At 68.4% G+C, this 17,819-nt stretch carries 17 protein-coding genes; 10 read left to right on the forward strand and 7 right to left on the reverse strand.

All coding sequences use genetic code 11. From position 1 onward, the window contains the following. Positions 1–17: 17 nt before the first annotated feature. From ABUE11_RS01215 to ABUE11_RS01235, 5 genes are all read right to left on the reverse strand, one after another. Entirely contained in the window at positions 18–1,679 is a 1,662-nt protein-coding gene (locus ABUE11_RS01215) for a PepSY-associated TM helix domain-containing protein (RefSeq protein ID WP_367067174.1), read from the reverse strand. 16 nt (positions 1,680–1,695) lie between these two features. Further along, on the reverse strand, positions 1,696–1,995 hold the full coding sequence (locus ABUE11_RS01220) for a hypothetical protein (protein ID WP_367067175.1): 300 nt from the start codon (positions 1,993–1,995) through the stop codon (positions 1,696–1,698). Then, entirely contained in the window at positions 1,979–2,248 is a 270-nt protein-coding gene (locus tag ABUE11_RS01225; protein WP_367067177.1) for a hypothetical protein, read from the reverse strand. Before ABUE11_RS01225 ends, ABUE11_RS01220 begins: the two co-directional genes overlap by 17 nt. A gap of 97 nt (positions 2,249–2,345) precedes the next feature. Continuing rightward, positions 2,346–4,511 (reverse strand): TonB-dependent receptor, encoded by a 2,166-nt coding sequence (locus tag ABUE11_RS01230; protein WP_367067179.1) that lies wholly within the window; start codon positions 4,509–4,511, stop codon positions 2,346–2,348. Between the two features lie 49 nt (positions 4,512–4,560). Continuing rightward, positions 4,561–5,610 (reverse strand): alpha/beta hydrolase-fold protein, encoded by a 1,050-nt coding sequence (locus ABUE11_RS01235; protein ID WP_367067180.1) that lies wholly within the window; start codon positions 5,608–5,610, stop codon positions 4,561–4,563. A 200-nt stretch (positions 5,611–5,810) separates the two neighbouring features. On the opposite strand from ABUE11_RS01235, the gene ABUE11_RS01240 reads away from it, so the two are divergent. Continuing rightward, positions 5,811–6,764: a helix-turn-helix transcriptional regulator gene (locus ABUE11_RS01240; RefSeq protein WP_367067182.1), complete on the forward strand. Its 954-nt coding sequence runs from the start codon at positions 5,811–5,813 to the stop codon at positions 6,762–6,764. Between the two features lie 188 nt (positions 6,765–6,952). Next, positions 6,953–8,938, forward strand: coding sequence for a TonB-dependent receptor plug domain-containing protein (locus ABUE11_RS01245; RefSeq protein WP_367067184.1), 1,986 nt, complete (start codon positions 6,953–6,955; stop codon positions 8,936–8,938). A gap of 120 nt (positions 8,939–9,058) precedes the next feature. On the opposite strand, the gene ABUE11_RS01250 is transcribed toward ABUE11_RS01245, so the two are convergent. Together ABUE11_RS01250 and ABUE11_RS01255 are read right to left on the reverse strand one after the other, a co-directional pair. After that, complete coding sequence (locus tag ABUE11_RS01250; RefSeq protein ID WP_367067185.1) at positions 9,059–9,793, reverse strand: GntR family transcriptional regulator; 735 nt, start codon at positions 9,791–9,793, stop codon at positions 9,059–9,061. Then, positions 9,793–11,484 (reverse strand): sigma 54-interacting transcriptional regulator, encoded by a 1,692-nt coding sequence (locus tag ABUE11_RS01255; protein WP_367067187.1) that lies wholly within the window; start codon positions 11,482–11,484, stop codon positions 9,793–9,795. The genes ABUE11_RS01250 and ABUE11_RS01255 overlap by 1 nt, the downstream gene beginning before the upstream one ends. A 249-nt stretch (positions 11,485–11,733) precedes the next feature. On the opposite strand from ABUE11_RS01255, the gene ABUE11_RS01260 reads away from it, so the two are divergent. The 8 genes from ABUE11_RS01260 to ABUE11_RS01295 all read left to right on the forward strand — a co-directional run bounded on the left by ABUE11_RS01260 (position 11,734) and on the right by ABUE11_RS01295 (position 17,810). Then, the gene (locus tag ABUE11_RS01260; RefSeq protein WP_367067189.1) at positions 11,734–12,024 is read left to right on the forward strand and encodes a phenol hydroxylase subunit; all 291 of its coding nucleotides are present in this window, start codon (positions 11,734–11,736) and stop codon (positions 12,022–12,024) included. A 50-nt stretch (positions 12,025–12,074) separates the two neighbouring features. Further along, positions 12,075–13,067 carry an aromatic/alkene monooxygenase hydroxylase subunit beta gene (locus ABUE11_RS01265; protein ID WP_367067190.1) on the forward strand — a complete coding sequence of 331 codons (993 nt, stop codon included), beginning with the start codon at positions 12,075–12,077 and terminating at the stop codon, positions 13,065–13,067. Between the two features lie 25 nt (positions 13,068–13,092). Beyond that, the gene (locus ABUE11_RS01270; protein WP_367067191.1) at positions 13,093–13,362 is read left to right on the forward strand and encodes an MmoB/DmpM family protein; all 270 of its coding nucleotides are present in this window, start codon (positions 13,093–13,095) and stop codon (positions 13,360–13,362) included. Between the two features lie 32 nt (positions 13,363–13,394). Continuing rightward, the gene (locus ABUE11_RS01275; protein ID WP_367067193.1) at positions 13,395–14,942 is read left to right on the forward strand and encodes an aromatic/alkene/methane monooxygenase hydroxylase/oxygenase subunit alpha; all 1,548 of its coding nucleotides are present in this window, start codon (positions 13,395–13,397) and stop codon (positions 14,940–14,942) included. Between the two features lie 19 nt (positions 14,943–14,961). Further along, positions 14,962–15,318 carry a phenol hydroxylase subunit P4 gene (locus ABUE11_RS01280; RefSeq protein ID WP_367067194.1) on the forward strand — a complete coding sequence of 119 codons (357 nt, stop codon included), beginning with the start codon at positions 14,962–14,964 and terminating at the stop codon, positions 15,316–15,318. A 107-nt stretch (positions 15,319–15,425) separates the two neighbouring features. Next, entirely contained in the window at positions 15,426–16,490 is a 1,065-nt protein-coding gene (locus ABUE11_RS01285) for a phenol 2-monooxygenase domain-containing protein (RefSeq protein WP_367067195.1), read from the forward strand. A gap of 18 nt (positions 16,491–16,508) precedes the next feature. Next, entirely contained in the window at positions 16,509–16,865 is a 357-nt protein-coding gene (locus ABUE11_RS01290; RefSeq protein ID WP_367067196.1) for a 2Fe-2S iron-sulfur cluster binding domain-containing protein, read from the forward strand. A gap of 18 nt (positions 16,866–16,883) precedes the next feature. Further along, entirely contained in the window at positions 16,884–17,810 is a 927-nt protein-coding gene (locus ABUE11_RS01295) for a catechol 2,3-dioxygenase (RefSeq protein WP_367067197.1), read from the forward strand. The last annotated feature ends 9 nt before the right edge of the window (positions 17,811–17,819 follow it).

A 17,819-nucleotide genomic window follows, 5' to 3' on the forward strand; every position in this document is an offset into this window, starting at 1 on the left:
TTGATAGCTTTTGGCGCTTACTGGGTAAGCGCTACAGCCTGTTTTTCCTCTGATTTTGTTGTGGCGTTCCCGGCAGACCACACGCTGTCCTGCGCGCCGCCCTGCACGCGCCGCGCCGTGGCGCGCGCCATCCAGGCCAGGGCCAGGGCGCCGGCCGTGGCCGTGAGGTCCACGCCCAGCGACGCGCCATCGGCCCAGGCGCCGCTGGCCGGCAGCAGCCAGCCCAGCAGGCTGGAAGCGGGCACGGCCAGGGTGCAGGCCGCGGCCAGCCACAGCAGGGGGGCGGCCGCGCGTGCCGCGCCGCGCCAGAAGGCGAAGACCAGGCTGGCGAAGAACACCGTGTAGTACACGCCCATGTGCCACGCCGCCATGTCGGAGACGCGGCCCGGCAGCCATTTGGCGGCGGCCAGCGTCAGCGAGATGCCGGCCATGCAGCCCACGCACACGCCCACCGTGGCGGCGGCCATGAGGGCCGTGTCGCGCCGCTGCACGGGCAGGGCGCCGCCCTTGCGCTGGGCCTTGCGCCGCGACTCCACCCACAGCAGGTTGCCGCTGTAGAACAGCCAGGCGCCGGCCAGCCCGAGCAGAAAGTAAAGCCAGGGCACGACCGCGCCGCCGAAGGACGCCATGTGCAGCGCGAAGAAGCTGCTGATGACGAGGTTGGGCGTGTTCTGCGCCCCGGGCAGGAAGTCGGTGGACTGCACATCGCCCGTGTACGGGTCGATGGCGGCAAAGCCGCCGAGCGCGCGCGGCGCGATGCCCTGGGGGTTCTGGCCCCAGACGCGCACCACGGGCCGCAGGCCCGTGACCTGCAGGTATTGCAGCCCCGTGGGCTCGAAGCCCGGCGCCGCGGCCCGGGCCGCCTGCACCAGGCGCGAGGGCGGCAGCATGCGCGCGGGGTCGCGCTCGGGCATGAAGCCGCGCATGAAGTCCGGCCCGCCCTGGGGGCGCGCGAGCCCCTGGCTCCACTGGCCCTGGTGGATCAGCCTGTCCTGCACGGCGTAGATCTGGTCGTGCCAGGCGAACACCACGGCCGAGAGCGCCATGACGATGTGAAACGGCAGGCTCACGATGCCCACGACGTTGTGCGCGTCCAGCCACATGCGCTTCTTGTTCCTGCCCACGCGCAGCGCGAAGAAGTCCTTGACCAGCGAGGGCAGCAGCACCACCACGCCCGACACCAGGGCCACGAGGTAGAGCACGCAGATCACGCCCATGATCCAGCGGTGCGGGTCGGAGTCCGTGGGCAGGCCGACGACGCGGTGCAGCACGTCGATGAACTCGACGAGCCGCGAGGGCGGGGCCTCGCGCACCTGCACGCCGCCGTCCGCGGCCAGCATGGCGCTGTAGTGGCGCGTGGCGCTGGCGTCATGGTCGTCGGCGCCGGCCGCGCGCACCTGCCAGTCCAGCCGCGGTATGGCCTGCCCGCCCTCGAGCCTCAGGGTGACGCCGCGCCTGACCGCCTCCGGCGTGGTCTTGAGCGTCTGCACGATGAGCGGCTGCACATCGTCCAGGGGGATGGGCTGCACCAGTGCCGCGGGCGGCGTGGACCAGCGGCGCAGCGGCTCCTTGAACACCGTGAGCGCGCCCGCGTAGAACGCGATGAACAGCGCCATGCCGGCGAGGATGCCCGTCCAGGTGTGGACGGACTTGTAGATGCGGATGTAGTCGGCCCTCATGTCTTGCCCCCTGGGTCTACCGCAGCCACCACCACAGGCCCAGCGCCAGCGCATTGGCCGCGAGCAGCCAGGCCCAGGCGCGCAGGCCGCTCCTGAAGAAATACACCAGCGACAGCACCAGCAGCCACACGGGCGGCACCAGCCACATGGCGAGCTGGCCGCTCACGGGCAGCGGCATGCCGTCGAGCCGCGCCATCAGCAGTCCCGAGGCGATCAGGGCCAGCGACAGCCCCAGCAGCAGGCCGGCCAGGGTCTTGGACAGCCAGTCCGTGCGGATGGCGGGCTTGTCTGCCGTGGGCTTAGTGGCGGCGGGCATGGACGAAGGCTCCTGCATAGGGAAGAAGGGCCAGCACCAGCATCAGCGCCGTGCCGAGCACGAAGGCCGCCGTCAGCCGCTGCATGTTCTGCACCAGCGCCAGCCAGGACAGCACCAGCAGCACCAGGCTGGCCGCGCGCGCCCTCCAGCGCGGCCAGGGTGCGGCCCAGAGGCGCTGGTGGGGCGAGGCCGCGTACAGGCACAGACAGGCCAGCGTGGCGGCGGCGAGGCCCAGAAGGGTGAACAGGGGCATGGGCGGTGTCCAGGCGGGGGCGGGTGATGTGAGTGGTGCGGGCCGTGGTGGATTCTCACTCCCTCTGCCGCGGCCGGCGAGGGAGCATAGAGCGGCATCAGAACGACATGGTGGCCGACAGCTTGAAGGTGCGCGGCGCGCCGGGCATGATGAAACCGTCGGTGAACATGCCGATCCAGTACTTCTTGTCGGTCACGTTCTCCACGCTGGCGTTGAAGCGCACGGGCCTGGCGGCGATCTGCGTGGCGTAGCTGGCGTTCAGGTCCAGGCGGCGCCATGCGGGCACGCGGATGCGGTTGCCCGAGTCGGCCCATTGCGTGCCGGTGTAGATCACGCGCCCGCCGACCTTCAGGCCCTGCACGGGCGTCTGCCAGTCGAGGCCGATGCGCGCGCGCCATTCGGGCACGCCAAAGGTGTCACGGCCGGTGTTGCGCTGCTCGGACTGGATGTGGGTGATGCCGCCGAGCAGCGACAGGTCGCGGGTCAGCATGCCGAACATGCTCCACTCCAGGCCCTTGAGGCGCTGCTCGCCGCCTTCCACGAGGGCCGCGGGGGCCGTGCCGGTGTAGGACGGGCGCTTGATCTGGAAGGCGCTGACGGTGTGCGTGAGCGCGCCGCTTTGCAGCTTTGCGCCGAGCTCCATCTGCTTGGTGCGCTTCGGGGGCAGGGATTCCCCCGCGTTGGCATAGCCCACGCCGACGACCTGGCCGGGCTCCAGCCCTTCGGTGTAGTTGCCGAACAGCGAGACGCTCTCGCCCCAGGGGCGCACCACGGCGGCCACCATCGGCGAGAAGCGGCTTTCGCTGTAGTTCGATGCCTTGCCGCTCACCAGCGGGGTCTTCACGGTCTGGTGGCGCCCGCCCACCGTGAGCAGCACCCTGTCGCCCGCCAGGGCCATGGTGTCGGCAATGGCGAAGGAGCGGAACTCGTTCTCCACGGTGTAGCCCTTCCAGGTCGGCGCAGCCGGCAGCGGCGGGTTGACCGGGTTGTACATATTGGTGGTGTAGCAGTAGTTGCAGGCGGTGTTCACCGTCCCTTCCTTGTGCTTGAGGATGTTGGCCGACAGCTGCAGGCGGTGCTGCACGTTGCCCGTGGCGAACTTGCCGATCACGCCGGCCTCGGCCGTGCGGCGCTCGGACTGGGTGTGCACGTTGTAGATGGCGCCGCGAGTCGTGCCGTCCGCGCCGGTCACGAAGGAGCGGGTGCCGAACAGCAGGCCCTGGCCCTCGGCCTCGGAGCCGCCGAACGCGAGGTAGCCCTGCCAGTCCTGCGTGAAGTCGAACTCCGCGCGCGCCAGCACGCCGCTGTTGTCGTACTTGCCATGGGTGCCGCGGAACATGTTGGTGTCGCCCTCGGGCGGGGCCAGCAGGTAGCCCACGCCGGGGATGGCAGCGTTGCCGAGGAAGTTGAACATGCCCGGGCTGCCGTTGTCGATCTTGTTGACGCTGTTGTACAGATCGAGCGAGAAGCGCGCGCGGTCGCCCACATAGTCCAGCCCCAGCGCGGCCACGCGGCGCTGCTGGCTCTCGTCCTTGGCGCCCATCTCGCCGTCGCCATAGACGCCGTTGAAGCGCAGCCCCAGGCGCTTTTCCTCGCCGAAGCGCTTGCCCAGGTCCACATGGGCCTGGTAGTAGGAATGCGTGCCGTAGGTCAGCGTCAGATCGGCAATCGGCTGGGACAGCGCGCGCTTGGTCACCATGTTCACCGTGCCCGCCACGCTGGAGGCCGGCGGCATGCCCGACAGCAGCACATTGGGGCCGCGCAGCACCTCGACGCGCTCGAACATCTCTATGGGCACCGAGTTGGCCGGGGCAATGCCGTACAGACCATTGGTGGCGATGTCCATGGCCGTCATGTCCAGGCCGCGCAGGTTGAAGTTCTGCAGCAGATGGTTCTTGTTGGTCGTGAAGACCACGGCGGAGTCGTTCTCCAGCACGTCCTGCAGCGTCAGGGCCGACCAGTCCTCGGCCAGTTCGCGCGTGTAGGCGTTCACGTGCACCGGGGCATCGACGATGGCCGTGGCGCCCAGAATGCCCAGGCGCGCGCCCGATGCGGCCTTGTTGCCGGGGGCGCGCACGGGCAGGTCCTCGCGCTCGTACTTGCTGCGCACGGTGACTTGGGGCAGGGCCGCGGCCTCGCCACCGGTGGCCGTCACGGCCGGGGCTGCGGTCTGCGCCAGGGCGGCAGGGCCTGCGCCCAGGGCCAGCAGGGCCAGTGCGATGGCATGAAGCCGTGGTGTGCCGGTGCGGGAGGAAGGATGCATGGAATCGTCCTTGGGTGATGTGGTGAAAGAGAACGGATGGGCTGCGGCCTCATGCGCGCCCTTGCAGTGCCAGCTCCAGCGCGAGCTGCGCGGCGGGCAGCATGCTCGCGCCATGGTCGGCGCCGGGGATGCGGACATGACGCAGGTCCAGGCCCGGCACGCCGCGCAGGCCGGCGAGCAGCGCATGCAGGCGTTCGCCACCGCGGCGCTCGCGCACCAGGGCGGCGCGGGCCGGGTCGGCCGGTGGCAGGGCCTCGCGCTCGCCCTCGGTGATGAGCAGGCGCAGCGGCGCGGCGTCGCCGCGTCGGCCGGCCACGAAACGTGCCTGGGTCTGCAGGATGGCACCGTCGCGCCACCAGACGGAGGGGCTGGCCGCCACGTAGTTCTGAAAGCCACCGGGCCGCGTGAACAGCGCATGCAGCACGCACAGGCCGCCATAGGAATGACCCAGCAGCGTCTGGCGTGCCCTGTCCACGGGCGCGCTGCGCTCGACCAGCGGGCGCACCACGGTGTCGACGAAGTCGAGGAAGGCATCGGCCCCACCCTCGCGGCGCCCGCGTGTGTCGTGGGTGGGCCCGGGGGACATCCCGGGAATGGGCGGCGTGTAGTCCAGGCTGCGCGCATCGAGGTCCAGCACCCGATCGCCCGCTGGGTCGGCCGCATAGCCCAGGCCCACGACCAGCGCGCCCTCGGCGGGCACATTCGGCCCGCGCGCGAAGCGGTTGCGCATGAGCTGGGCCGTGGGCGCAAACAGCAGGTCGCCGTCGAGCACATAGAGCACGGGCCAGCCCCCGGCCGGAGGCGCGGCGGGCGGCACGGCCAGCATGATGCGGTGCAGGTGGCTGCCGGCCTGCAGCTCGATCTGCCGCGTGCCGGGCAGCGCCACCGGGGGCGCGCCGTCGAGCGTGGGCGCGGTAGCGGGCGAGGGCGAGGGCGAGAGCCGCAGCGCGCAGCCGGGCACGGCCAGTGCCGCGCCGAATGTGAGCAGGGCGCGGCGCCGCGCCGAGCCGGCCATGGCCTCGGGGGCCATCACCCGGCGGGTGTCTGCCGCGGCCGTGAGCTGCGGGGGTATTGCGTGCGGAGAACGGGGCGAGGGCATGGCGGCCAGACAAAAAGGCGCGGCCCTTGCGGCCGACGCATCACGGCGCTTGAGCGGCGATGTTGAGAATGATTGTCATTTCTTATAATGACCGTGAAGCATCCCACATCCCCGTGCGGCCTTTGTTTGCGCGCCCAAGAAAGATGTTTGTCGCGCGTTGCGGGCGCCGGGTTTCCGCGGGTTCCTCACCAGTTTTTTCCATGCAAGACGCTCACTTTTCAGCAAGGCCCTTGGTGGGCCTGCCCAGACGGTGCGAGGTCGCGCCGGGCTGCCCGCCGGCCGAGCCCGCGCTGCGCGCGCACATGGAGCGCACGCGCCTGTTGCGCCCGGGCCTGCTGCTGCACTGGGAGGATGCGCGGGAGGCGCGCGATCTGATCGCGCAGACCGAGATCGGCGCGGGCCTGCGCATCGTGGTGCTGCTCGAGGGAGCGGTCGATGTCTCCTACGGGGCGCAGCGCGTGGCGCTCGCCAGCACGCAGGGACGCGCGAGCGCCGCGCTCGTGGCCTTGACCGAGCGCGACCGGCTCACGCGCAGGGCGCGCCAGGGCGTGTATTCGCGCCGCGTCAACGTCAGCCTGGGGTGGGAGTGGCTTGCCCAGTGCGGCGCCGCGCCCGACATGCTGGACGACCTCATGCTCCGCCACCTGACCGCCAGGCGCTGGCAGGTGAGCGCGCGCGCCGCGGCGCTGGCCGAGCAGATCGTGCATCCGCCACCGCTTGCGCCGCTGCTGCAGCACATGTACCTGGAGAGCCGCGCACTCGATCTGGTGGGCGAGGCCCTGGGCGCGCTCTGCCCGCAGCCGCCGGCCGAGGCGGCGCAGCGCCTGCGTCCGCGCGAGCACCAGCGCCTGCGCGAGCTCCACGCATTCCTGGCCTCGGGCCGGGCCGATGACATGTCGCTCGACGAGATCGCGCGCCAGGCGGGCGTCAATCCCACCACCCTGCAGCGCCAGTTTCGCGCCGTCTATGGCACGACGGTGTTCGACTACCTGCGCGACGCGCGCCTGCAGCGCGCGCGCCAGGCGCTCGAGCGCGACGGCGTCACCGTAGGCCAGGCCGCGCAGCTGGCCGGCTACACCAGCGCCGCCAACTTCGCCACCGCCTACAAGCGGCGCTTCGGCACCCCGCCCAAGCTGGCGCGCGCGCGGGTGTAGTGCAAAAAAGAGAGCGCGTGCCGCCCATCCATGCTTGGTTTGATGATTGAAATGGCGCAATGACGCCATCTGGCGGACGACGGCAGCTATCTTTTTGAAGAGTGCGGCGCGCAAACATCTTTCTTGATCCCGCACAGGTCGCGCTCGACAAGAAGTGGAATGATTCTCATTTTTTATCCTGTCACGCCATGAAACCGTTCCCACCCAATACCCTGTGCGCCGCGCTGGCGCTGGTTCTGAGCGCGCCGCTGTGGGCGCAGGAGAACCGCCTTCAGCAGGTCACCGTCATCGAAAACGGTGAGGAGCAGGTGGAGGCCACGGGCGGCGCCGTGGTCACGCGCGAAGACCTGGAGCGCCTGCAGCCGCGCGACACGGCAGGCATCTTCCAGCGCGAATCGGGCGTGTCGGTCAGCGGCGGCTCACAGGTGGCGCAGCGCGTGTACGTGCAGGGCTTCGAGCAGTCCATGCTGGCCGTGACCATCGACGGCGCGCGCCAGCCCGGCACCACCTGGCACCATGCGGGCAACATCCTGGTGGACCCGAGCTTCCTCAAGCGTGTCGAGGTAGAGGCCGGCGCCGCCGCTGCCGACGCGGGCTTTGCCGCCGCCGTGGGCGCGGTGCGCTACGAGACCGTGAACGCGCTCGACCTGCTGCAGCCCGGCCAGACCCTGGGCGGCCGCGTGCGCCTGGGCTACGGCAGCAACGGCACGGGCTTCACGACCAACCTCTCGGCCTATGGCAAGAGCGGCCAGGTCGACTGGCTGGTGATGGGCGCGCGCCAGAACGGCAGCGACTACGAGGACGGCAATGGAGCGACCGTGCTCGGCACGGCGCCGAAGCTGACCTCGGGCCTGGCCAAGCTGGGCCTGCAGCAGCCCCAGGGACACCGCTACGAGCTGACGCTGGAGCAGAACCGCGACGACACGCTGCGCACCACGCGCATGAACATGGACAGCGCAGGCGGCCGCGTCAACACGCCGTATCCGCTCAAGCTCGTGCGCAGCACCGCCACGCTGCGCTACACCACCACGCAGCCCACGGCCGTATACGACCCCGAGGTCGTGCTCTGGCACAACCGCAGCGACATGGAGCGCCCCAACGCCTTCCCCAATGCCAACAGCACCGACTTCAACGTCTGGGACAAGTCCTGGGGCATGAAGGCGCAGAACAGCTTCCGGATCGATTCGGGCAAGGTCACCGTGGGTGTGGATGCGAGCCACACCGGCGTCGATGTCGAGCGCTATGACGACGGCGTGAACGCGCCCAAGGGCCATATCCGCGAGCACGACAGCCAGCAGGGCCTGTACGGCCAGGCGCGCCTGCGCTTTGGCGCCCTCGGCCTGTCCGCCGGCGCGCGCTACGACCGCCACGCCATGAGCCTGCAGGACGGCGCCAAGGTCAGCGACGGCGGCCTGAGCGGCAACGCCACGCTGACCTACCTGCTGGGCGACCATGCCGAGGCTTATGTGGCCGCGTCGCGCACCTTCCTGGGCTATCAGTGGTCGCAGACCGGCTATTACCACGCGCGCAACTACGCCACGGCCGCCGGCTACGAGACCTCCACCGCGCACAACCGCAAGCTGGGTGTGAACTTCTTCGGCGAGCGCTGGAAGGCCGGCATCGGCTACTTCGACACGCGCCTGCTCGCCCCCACGGTGCTCGCGGTGGGCGCGGCCAACCAGGGCCTGCGCACCAATGGTCCGCGCCTGCGCAGCCACGGCTGGATGCTGCATGCGCTGCAGCAGTTCGACCGCACCACCGTGGGCATGAACGCCACGCTGGTCAAGGTGAGCAAGGGCGTGCCCGACATCCTGGAGCCGGACGGCGGCGATCTCATGCCCGTGGGCGACACCGCCACGTTCTACGTCGAACACCAGATTCCGTCCTGGAACACCCGTCTGGGCGCCAACCTGCGCTACGCCGGCAAGCAAAGCTATTCCAGCGCAGTGACCAGCGCCGGCTATGTGGAGCAGCCGAGCTACACCGTGGTCGGCCTGTCGGCCGACTGGAACCCCGCGGGGCGCAAGGATCTGACCGTGCGTCTGGCCGTGGACAACCTGTTCGATCGCCAGTACTACTACCGCGGCAGCTACCCGCAGAACCTGGGCCGCAGGGTCGTGCCCATCCCGGCCGCGGGCCGCAGCCTGCAGGTGGGCGTGACCTGGACGTTCTGAGCCACCGCCGACCATCGCTTCCAAGGTATTGGCCTGCCCTGTGCCGGCCTTTTTTTCGGCCGGCCGGCATGACGCAGCGCGGCCCGTGGCGCATGGCAGCGCCGCGGCCGGGCCGGTGGATCAGTCCTCCTGTGCGGTGATGCAGCCGGGCAGCGACGCCCGGCCCTCGCGCAGGGCCTTGATCAACAGATCGGGCGTGCTGCGGATATGCGCCTCCAGGGCCAGGGCGGCGCGCGCGTCCTGGCCGCTCATGGCGTACTCGAAGATGGCCTGATGCTCGGCATGCACGTCGCGCACGCTGCCCGGCACCTGCATGGCGTAGCTGCGGTAGCGTTCGCTGTGGCGCGTGAGCAGCCGCAGCACGCGCAGCGTCCAGGGCGATGCGCAGCCGCCCAGCAGCGCCTCGTGAAAGCGCAGGTTGAGCTGCTCCCAGGCGCTGCGCCGCTCGGGGGCGATGGGCTCCTCTGCCGAGAGCGCGGCCCAGGCCTGCTCCAGCGCGGCGCGCCAGGCCGCATCCCCGGCGCGGATGGAGCGGCGCAGCGCCTCAGTCTCGATCTGCACGCGCAGGTTGGTCACGTCCTCCAGCTCTTCGAGCGCGATCGGCGCGACGCGAAAGCCGCGCTGCCCCTCGGTTACCACCAGCGCATCGCTGGCCAGGCGGGTGATCGCCTCGCGCAGCGTGCCGGCGCCCACGCCGTAGCGGTCCTTGAGGTGCTCCACGCGCAGCTTCTCGCCGGGCAGCAGCAGGCCTTCGATGATGTCGTCGCGCAGCCGCTCATAGGCCTGCTCGATGAGGGTGCGCACAATGGGCTGGGCGTCGTCGTCCAGCGCCTGGAGCAGGGCACGCTTGGCCATCAGAACTCCCGGATCTTGTTCAGGCGGTAGCTCAGCTGCGGGCGCGTCAGGCCCAGCAGGCGCGCGGCCGCGGCCAGGTTGCCGTGGTGGCGTGCCACGGCCTCCTCGATGAGCTGAGCCTCCAGCGCCGCCAGATCGAGCGGCTGGGCCAGCAGCTGATCCACCAGCCCCGTGTGGCAGGCGGGTGCCTGTACCTGGCCCAGGCGCCCGCTGGGCTGCAGCTGGTGCGTGGGTGCGGCGAGGGCGCTGTCGGGGAACAGATGCTCCACATCTACCGCGCCGCCCGCGTCGGCCAGGATCACGCTGCGCTCCACCAGGTTCTCCAGCTCGCGCACATTGCCGGGCCAGGCGTGGCTGCGCAGTGCATGCAGTGCGCGGTCTGTCAGCCCGCTGATGTGCTTGTCATGCGCAAGGGCAAAGCGCTCCAGCAGATGGCGCGCAAAGGGCTCGATGTCGTCCGGGCGCTCGCGCAGTGGCGGAATGCGTATCGGGTAGACGTGGATGCGGTAGTACAGGTCCTGTCTGAAGCGCCCGGCGCGCACCGCCTCCATCAGGTCCACATGGGTGGCGCAGACCAGGCGCACGTCCACCTGGCGCGGCTGCGTGGCGCCCAGGCGCTCGATCTGCCCGTCCTGCAACACGCGCAGCAGCTTGGCTTGCGCGGGCAGGGGCAACTCGCCGAGCTCGTCGAGGAACAGCGTGCCGCCGTGGGCGCGCTCGAAGCGCCCGGCACGCGCCGCGTCGGCGCCGGTGAAGGCGCCCTTTTCTGTGCCGAAAAGTTCGGACTCGACCAGCTCACCGGGCAGCGCTGCGCAGTTGACGGCCACGAAGGGCTTGGTCGAGCGCGCGCTGAGCGCATGCAGCGCGCGCGCAAAGCGCTCCTTGCCCACGCCCGTCTCGCCCGTGAGCAGCACCGTCACCTGCGTGGCCGCGGCCTTGCGCAGCAGGGCCGTGGCGGCGGCAAAGCCGGCGGAGCGGCCGATCAGCGGGCCCAGCGCATCGGCCGGGGGCTCGGGGCGGTCTTCGGCGGCCATCGGTGCGGGCCAGGCCGGCAGGAGGCTGAGGCTGGCATGGTCGGGCAGGGCGTCGGGGGCGTAGTCGCGCGCGAGCTCGGCGGCATCGGGCCAGGCATCGAGCAGCCGGCCCTCGATGCGGCAATGCGCCTGGCCGCAGCCGGCGCAGGCCACCTCCTTGTAGAGCACGGGCCGGCCCATGAAGGCGCTGGTGTAGCCCGAGGCATAGCCCAGCAGGGTCCAGCACACGGGCTCACCTTGCGGGCCAAAGTCGCGCAGATGCGTCTCCACCTCCCAGGAATGCTGCCAGTCGAAGATGCCGTGAAAGTGACCGCCCGCAAGGTCTATCTCCAGCTGCACGGGCGTCACATGCACGGCGCCCTGCAGCATGTGCAGCTGCGGGCCCACGCCGAACATGGCAAAGGCATCGGCCTGCGGGCGCAGCTGGCGTGCCAGTGCCGCGTCGCGCTCGCCCGAGGCGTAGCCCACGCGCATCATCAACCGGCGCGCGGCCGTGGGCCCCAGGGTGTGCATGAGCTCGCTGCGCAATATGCCCAGCGAGCCCGCATGCATCAGCACCATGCGCTGGCCCGCCAGCCAGATGCGCCCGTCGGCGGCGGAGAACTGGATCTGGCGCCGCAGATCGGCGTCCGAAGGCAGGGCGGGCAGGGCAGGCATAGCCAAATTATCGAGAACGTTGCGAATCATCGCAAGGCTTTCACCATCCTGAAATTCATCAAATGATGAGTTTTGCAGATTTTCAATGAATGAAATCATCATGTTGCATTGCAATATCTGCGAATAAGCGGTTGTCTTTCATCTCGGAATCACGGATGTTCCGGCAACATTCTTAGGTATTAACCATGAATTATCGAGATTTTCCGAGGTCTTCCGGTTTTTTGGCATGGCCTGTGCAACAGCGTTGGCATGAGCAGCACCCCCCAATCTTCCGACGACCGCTGGGATGTCCAGCGCCGCTACATCCGCATCGTGCAGGAGCACGCGAGCGGCATGGTCGAGTTCGAGTTCGCCGTGGGCGAGCCGGGCCTGTTTGTCGAGATGGTGATGCCGCGCGCCCAGTTCGAGGACTTCTGCACCACCCAGGGCGTGCAGCCCACCCATGGCGCGCTGCCCGAGCAGGAGCAGGGCAGTGCCGAGCACGAATGGGACTGGAGCCTGCGCAGCGCGCGCGAACGGCATTTCCGCCACGAGCCCTGACTCCCCCCTTGCCCCCTTCCCTCAGATAGACCACCACAGGAGACGACCCCATGCAAATCGACCTGCGCACCGTCAGCATCGAGCCGCTGCGCCAGACCTACAACCACATTGCCGAGCGGCTGGGGGCGGACAAGCCGGCCTCACGCTACATCGAGGGCACGATGAACGTGCAGCCCGATGCCAACTTCCACTACCGCCCCACCTGGGACCCGGAGCATGAGCTGTTCGACCCGAGCCGCACCCGCCTGGTGATGAAGGACTGGTACGCGCTCAAGGATCCGCGCCAGTTCTACTACGGCGCCTACACCCAGGCGCGCGCGCGCATGCAGGAGGTGGCCGAGGCGGACTTTGACTTCGTCGAGTCGCGCGGCCTGGCCGACAGCTACGACGACGCCGCGCGCCGCACGGCCATCGACTTCTACGTGCCGCTGCGCCATGTGGCCTGGGGCGCGAACATGAATGGCGCCTTCCAATGCGCCTACGGCTACGGCACGGCCATCACCCAACCCTGCCTGTATGCGGGCATGGACCAGCTGGGCATTGCGCAGTACCTCACGCGTCTGGGGTTGCTGCTGGGCACACCCGCCGACCTGGAGGCCGGCAAGCATGCCTGGCTCAATGCCCCCGCCTGGCAGGGCCTGCGCCGCCTGGTCGAGGACAGCTGGGTGCTCAAGGACTGGTTCGAGCTGTTCGTGGCGCAGAACGTCGTGCTCGACGGCGTGCTGTTCGGCCTGGCCTACAAGGAGGTGGACCAGGCGCTGACCGAGAAGGCCGGCCCCACGGTGTCCATGCTCACGCGCTTCCAGGCCGAGTGGGCCCAGGACGCCAACAAGTGGGTGGACGCCGTGATCAAGGTCGCCGCCGCCGAGAGCCCCGCCAACCGTGACCTGCTGTGCACCTGGTACGCACAGTGGCGTGGCCGCGTGCAGGAGGCCCTGGCCCCCGTGGCCGAGCTGGCCCTGGGCGCCGATGGCGCAGCCGCCCTGGAGCGCAGCGTGGCCGCCGTCGATGCACGCATGGCCAAGGCCGGCCTGACTGTGTGAACGCCCCGAATCAGGAGACCCACAGATGTCCAACGTATTCATTGCATTCCAGAAGAACGAAGACTCGCGCGCCATCGTCAACGCCATCCTGGCCGACAACCCCGGCGCCATCGTGAGCGACCAGCCGGCCATGGTGAAGATCGACGTGCCGCACCGCCTGGTGGTGCGCCGGGCCACCGTCGAGGAAGAGCTCGGGCGCGAGTTCGACCTGCAGGAGATGCAGGTGCACCTCATCACCATGAGCGGCAACGTCGACGAAACCGACGACGAGTTCTCGCTCACCTGGAACCAGTAATCCGCCGCGCAAGACCCAAGGAGAGACACATCATGGACATGAAAGCCAACAAGAAGCTCGGCCTGAAAGAGCGCTACAACCTCATGACGCGCGACCTGGCCTGGACGCCCACCTACCAGGCGGTGAAGGACGTGTTCCCGTACATGGAGTACGAGGGCATCAAGATCCATGACTGGGACAAGTTCGAGGACCCGTTCCGCATGACGATGGACTCGTACTGGAAGTACCAGGCCGAGAAGGAGCGCAAGCTCTACGCCATCATCGACGCCTTCACGCAGAACAACGGTCACCTGGGCGTGACGGACGGGCGCTACATCAACGCGCTCAAGCTGTTCCTGACGGGCGTCTCGCCGCTCGAATACATGGCGCACCGCGGTTTTGCCCATGTGGGCCGCCAGTACCCCGGCGCCGGCCCGCGCGTGGCCTGCATGATGCAGAGCCTGGACGAGATCCGCCATTCGCAGACGCAGATCCACAGCCTGTCCAACTACAACAAGCACTACAACGGCTTTGCCAACTGGCGCCACCAGCACGACCGCGTGTGGTACCTGTCGGTGCCCAAGAGCTTCTTTGACGACGCCGTGAGCGCCGGGCCGTTCGAGTTCATCGTGGCCATCGGCTTTGCGTTCGAATACGTGCTCACCAACCTGCTGTTCGTGCCCTTCATCTCGGGCGCGGCCTACAACGGCGACATGGGCGCCATGGCGTTCGGTTTCTCGGCGCAGAGCGACGAGTCGCGCCACATGACGCTGGGGCTGGAGATCATCAAGTTCATCCTGGAACAAGACCCGGACAATCTGCCCATCGTGCAGGCCTGGCTCGACAAGTGGTTCTGGCGCGGCTACCGCGTGCTGACCCTGGTGGCCATGATGATGGACTACATGCTGCCCAAGCGCGTGATGAGCTGGAAGGAGGCCTGGGAGGTCTACGCCGAGCAGAACGGTGCGGCCCTGTTCAACGACCTGGCGCGCTACGGCATCAAGGTGCCCAAGGGCTGGGAACAGGCCTGCAAGGACAAGGATCACCTGTCGCACCAGGCCTGGAACGTGTTCTACAACTACGGCGCCGCCGCCCCCTTCCACACCTGGGCGCCGAGCGAGAAGGACATGGAGTGGCTCTCGGCCAAGTACCCCGAGACCTTCGACAAGTACTACCGCCCGCTGTGGACGCACTACGCCAAGGAGCAGGCCGAGGGCCGGCGCTTCTACAACGGCACGCTGCCCATGCTGTGCCAGGTGTGCCAGGTGCCGATGTTCTTCACCGAGCCGGACGACCCGACCAAGATTGCCTACCGCGAGAGCGAGTACAAGGGCATGAAGTACCACTGCTGCTCCGACGGCTGCAAGCACATCTTCGACAACGAGCCCGAGAAGTACGCACAGAGCTGGCTGCCCGTGCACCAGATCTACCAGGGCAACTGCTTCCCCGCGGACGTGGACCCGAGCAAGCCCGACTTCGACCCGCTGATGGAGGTGCTGCGCTACTACAAGATGGAGTTCGGCCGCGACAACCTCGACTATGCCGATTCCGAGGACAAGAAGAACTTCGAGGCCTGGCGTGCCCAGGCCACGAGCAACTAACAGCACAGGAGACACAGCCATGGCCGTCAAATCCATAGCCCCCTACGAGTTCGCGCAGAAAGACACGGTGGACAAGTTCCCGGCGCCGCTGCTCTACATCGCCTGGGAAGACCACAAGATGTTCTGCGCCCCGTTCTGCGCCCCCATGCCGCCGACCATGAAATTTGGCGAGCTGGTCCAGGGCGCGCTGCCCGGCATGTTCGGCGCGCATCCCGAGTTTGCGCAGATCGACTGGGACAAGGCCGAGTGGTTCATGTCCGGCAAGCCCTTCACGCCCGACATGGACAAGAGCCTGGCCGACCACGGCATAGGCCACAAGAGCGTGATCCGCTTTCGCACGCCGGGGTTGACGGGGCTGCAGGGCTCCTGCTTCTGACGCGCCCCGTCACCCCCTCTCCCGCCAGCGGGAGAGGGAAAAAAGAGGTCGAAGCGTTATCCATAAAGCGCAAGCAGCTCTAGTTTTTATAGTTAGTGAGACAAGCCATGAGCCACCAGCTCACCATTGAACCGCTGGGCCAGACCATAGACGTCGAGGAAGGCCAGACCATTCTGGACGCCGCGCTGCGCGCCGGCATCTACCTGCCCCATGCCTGCGGCCATGGCCTGTGCGGCACATGCAAGGTCCAGGTCAGCGACGGCGAGATCGAGCATGGCGAGGCCAGCGGCTTTGCCCTGATGGACTACGAGCGCGACGAGGGCCTGTGCCTGGCCTGCTGCGCCACGCTGGAGTCCGATGTCGTCGTCGAGGCCGAGATCGACGAGGAGCCCGATGCGCTCAACCTGCAGGTGCAGGACTACGCGGGCCGCGTCACGCGCATCGAAGACCTCACGCCCACCATCAAGGGCGTGTGGATCGCGCTCGACGCGCCCATCACCTTCCAGGCCGGGCAGTACATCAACCTGCATGTGCCGGGCGAGGGCACGCGCGCCTTCTCCATCGCCAGCGCGCCGGGCGAGAGCCGCGAGATCGAGCTCAACATCCGCCGCGTGCCCGGCGGCATGGGCACGGCCTGGGTGCACGACAGGCTCCAGGCCGGCGACGCCGTCAAGGTCACCGGCCCCTACGGGCGCTTCTTCATCCGCGCCAGCGCCCACGCCAAGGAGAACCTGGGCTACCTGTTCCTGGCCGGCGGCTCGGGCTTGTCGAGCCCGCGCTCCATGGTGCTGGAGCTGCTGGCAGCGGGCGAGGACAGGCCCATCACCCTGGTCAACGGCGCGCGCAATCGGAGCGAGCTCTACCACCACGACGAGTTCGTGCGGCTCGCGCAGCAGCACCCGCATTTCACCTACGTGGCCGCCCTGTCCGACGAGCCCGAGGGCAGCGACTGGGACGGCGCGCGCGGCTTCGTGCACGAGGCCGCCAAGGCACATTTCAGCAACGACTTCCGCGGCCACAAGGCCTATCTGTGCGGCCCGCCGCTGATGATCGACGCCTGCATCACCACGCTGATGCAGGGCCGGCTGTTCGAGCGCGACATCTACACCGAGAAATTCATCTCGGCCGCCGACGCGCAGCAGGTGCGCAGCCCGCTGTTCAAGAAGATCTGACGAGGCTGACGCAGCGCCATGGCCTACCACACCATCACCATTGCCGACACCGGCGAGAGCTACCGCTGTCTCGACCAGCGCACCGTGCTCGAAGGCATGGAGGCCCTGGGCAAGAAGGGCATACCCGTGGGCTGCCGCCAGGGCGGCTGCGGCGTGTGCAAGGTGCAGGTGCTCGAAGGCGAATACACGCGCCGCGTGATGAGTCGCGCCCATGTGAGCGCCGAAGAGGAGTCAAGCGGCTGCGTGCTGTCCTGCCGAATCAAACCCACCAGCGACCTGCGCCTGCACGTCATAGGCGCGATGAAGAAGAACGTCTGCCGCCCCGCAGCCGAGGCAGCGGCGCACACCACCCCACATCCATCACCCCAACCCTGAAACAAAAGGAGACTCCCCATGGCAATGACTGGCGTTCTGCGACCTGGCCACGCCCAGATCCGCGTGCTTGACCTGGAAGAATCGGTCAAGTGGTACACCGAAGTAATGGGCTTGAAGCCCATGGGCCGCGATGCCCAGGGCCGCGCCTACTTCAAGACCCGTGCCGAGCGGGACCACCACAGCATCATCCTGCGCCAGGCCGATCAGGCCGGCATGGACTTCTTCGGCTACAAGGTGCTGGACAAGGCCACGCTGGACAACTTCGAGCGCCGCCTCAAGGAATACGGCGTGGCCACCGAGCGCATCCCCGCCGGTGACCTGCTGGAGACGGGCGAGCGCGTGCGCTTTCGGATCCCCACGGGCCACGCCATCGAGCTCTACGCCGAGAAAACCGCCGTCGGCAGCGCCGTGGGCACGAACAGCCCGGACATGGACATCATCGACCAGCCCGGCATCACTCCCATCCGCATGGACCATGCGCTGATCTACGGCACCGACCTGGATGGCGCGACCGACCTGTTCACCAAGGTGCTGGGCTTCACGCTGGTCGAGCGCGTCAAGCTCGAGGACGGCCAGACCGACCTGGGCGTGTGGCTGACCTGCAGCGCCAAGGCGCATGACATCGCCATCGTGCGCCACGCCGAGGCCGACAAGCTGCACCATGTGTCGTTCCAGCTCGGCAGCTGGGAGCAGGTGCTGCGCGCGGCCGACATCATGAGCAAGAACCGTGTCTCCATCGACATCGGCCCCACGCGCCACGGCATCACCAACGGCACCACCATCTACTTCTTCGATCCCTCGGGCAACCGCCTGGAGACCTTTGCCGGCGGCTACGACCATTACCCCGACATGGAGCCCATCACCTGGAGCTGGGAAGAGGTGGGCCGCGGCATCTTCTACCACGACCGCAAGCTCAACGACGCCTTCCTGAGCGTGGTGACCTGAGGCGCGCAC

Source organism: Oryzisolibacter sp. LB2S, from assembly GCF_040732315.1.
GTDB lineage: Bacteria > Pseudomonadota > Gammaproteobacteria > Burkholderiales > Burkholderiaceae_C > Alicycliphilus > Alicycliphilus soli.